General features: G+C 64.7%; 1 protein-coding gene. It reads right to left on the bottom strand.

Annotated elements, in window-relative coordinates:
* Positions 1–20: 20 nt before the first annotated feature.
* Positions 21–1,205: an ISAzo13 family transposase gene (locus AC6EXY_RS33270; RefSeq protein ID WP_101832383.1), complete on the bottom strand. Its 1,185-nt coding sequence runs from the start codon at positions 1,203–1,205 to the stop codon at positions 21–23.
* Between the last annotated feature and the right edge of the window lie 111 nt (positions 1,206–1,316).

Genomic DNA, 1,316 nt, shown 5'->3' with positions numbered 1-1,316 from the left:
AGGAGCTGGATTGATACAAGCTAGTCGTTCTTGGCCTTGATCGTGTAGTTCCATTCACCGTGGAACTTGTGTCTACTGATCGGGATGGCCTCCTGTTCCTGTTTGGAGACCTTGACTTTTGTCGGGTAGTCGGTGGGGTCGAGTTCGCAGCGGACGGTGAGGCCGGTGGTCGTGGTGGTGTTGGCTATGAGGGTGACGATGGTCTGGTAGGTGGCCAGTGGTCGTCCGCGCCAGTTGACGGTGAGCTGGGAGAAGAGCCGGTGCTCGATCTTGTTCCATTTACTGGTGCCGGGCGGGTAGTGGCAGACGGTGATCTCGAGGCCGGTTTCGGCGGCGAAGGCAGCGAGCTGGTGTTTCCACAGCCAGGGACGGTTCCCGTTGGAGCCGCCGCAGTCCGCGGTGATCAGGATCCGGCGGGCGGTTGGGTACTTCTCGCGACCCATCTTCTCCCACCATTTCCTGATGGTCGCGACGGCGAACGCGGAGGTGTCGTGGGTCATTCCGACCGATACCCAGGCGGTGTTGTCGGCAAGGTCGTAGACGCCGTAGGGAATGGCCTTCCCGTCGGCGAGGTGCGGGAAGTCGTAGGTCTCGACCTGTTCCGGCTCGCCCTCGGGATGCCACTCCCGGCCGGCCTGGGTGAAGCGCCCGACCAACTCCTTCTTCTTCGTGTCCACGCTGACCACCGGGTCGCCGGCCGTAAGGAACCCGGCTGCGGCCGCGTTCAGGTGACGGAACTGGGCATCCCGGTCCGGGCTCTGCGCGCCTTCCAACGTCTTGCGGGTCGACTGCAGACTGTATCCCGCTGATTTCAGGATCTTGGCGACCACGGAATGGCTGACCTCGTGTCCCGCCCGGGTCAACTCCCAGGCCAGGTGCCGGGTGGACTTCGTCGTCCACCGCAACGGCGACTCCGGATCTCCCCGCGTTTCCGGCTCGACAAGCGCGTCGAGCGCCGCAGAAAGCCCGACGTCGGCGACCTCCGCCCTCCTGCGCCCACCCCCGACAGCCCGCACCCGTCTCCGGTCGGCGGGCTCGTCATCCAGTTCCGCCATCCCCTTCGCGATGGTCGTCCGCGACGCCCCGGTCGCCCGCGCGACCGCCGCGATTCCCCCATAACCCCAGGAACGCGCCTCCGCGCCCAACGCCAACCGCCGATCCCGCTCGTTCAGCCGCGGCAGCAGCACCTCCAGGCGCGCGGCCATCGCCTCGAACTTCCCAGCCCCCTCAACTGACACACCCCGACCCTACCGGCGTGATCACAGAACATCGCCAACATCCAAACAAGAAAACCAAGTTATTTAATTACGAATACT

The organism is Frankia sp. RB5 (assembly GCF_059816245.1).
This window is presented reverse-complemented; position numbering and strand designations above follow the sequence as displayed.